Source organism: Cupriavidus sp. 05N38 (assembly GCF_056397345.1).
Genome location: NZ_JBFTNF010000162.1, coordinates 1 through 1,045 on the forward strand (window position 1 = coordinate 1; position 1,045 = coordinate 1,045).

Sequence of the window (1,045 nt, forward strand, 5' to 3'; positions counted from 1 at the left end):
GAGCGTGCGCAACTGGGCGCAGGCCGAACTGGCCCCGCGCGCCGCCGAGATCGACCGCACCGACCAGTTCCCGATGGACGCCTGGAAGAAGATGGGCGACCTGGGCGTGCTGGGCATCACGGTGGCCGAGGAATACGGCGGCGCCAACATGGGCTACCTGGCCCATATGGTGGCCATGGAGGAAATCAGCCGCGCCTCGGCCTCGGTCGGCCTGTCCTACGGCGCGCACTCCAACCTGTGCGTGAACCAGATCCACCGCAACGGCTCGGCCGCGCAGAAGGCGAAGTACCTGCCCAAGCTGGTCTCCGGCGACTGGATCGGCGCGCTGGCCATGAGCGAGCCCAACGCCGGCTCSGACGTGGTCAGCATGAAGCTGCGCGCCGACTTCAAGGGCGACCGCTACGTGCTCAACGGCACCAAGATGTGGATCACCAACGGCCCGGACTGCGACGTGCTGGTGGTCTACGCCAAGACCGAGCCGGACCTGGGCGCGCGCGGCATGACCGCCTTTATCGTCGAGAAGGGCATGAAGGGCTTCTCGGTGGCGCAGAAGCTGGACAAGCTCGGCATGCGCGGCTCGCACACGGGCGAGCTGGTGTTCGAGGACGTGGAAGTGCCGGTGGAGAACATCCTCGGCGCCGAGAACGGCGGCGCCCGCGTGCTGATGAGCGGSCTGGACTAYGAGCGCGCGGTGCTGTCCGGCGGCCCGGTGGGCATCATGCAGGCGTGCATGGACGTGGTCACGCCCTACATCCACGACCGCAAGCAGTTCGGCCAGAGCATCGGCGAATTCCAGCTGATCCAGGGCAAGGTGGCCGACATGTACACCACGCTGCAGGCGGCGCGCAGCTACCTGTACACGGTGGGCAAGAACCTGGACGCRGTGGGCACGGAGCACGTGCGCCAGGTGCGCAAGGACTGCGCCGCGGTGATCCTGTACACGGCCGAGAAAGCCACCTGGATGGCCGGCGAATCGGTGCAGATCCTGGGCGGCAACGGTTATATCAACGAATACCCGGTGGGCCGCCTGTGGCGCGACGCCAAG

General features: G+C 67.3%; 1 protein-coding gene. It reads left to right on the forward strand.

Annotated features, from left to right (window positions below):
- The coding region (locus AC1DK4_RS40670; protein ID WP_441650514.1) for an isovaleryl-CoA dehydrogenase at positions 1-1,045 on the forward strand (1,045 nt) is incomplete at both ends.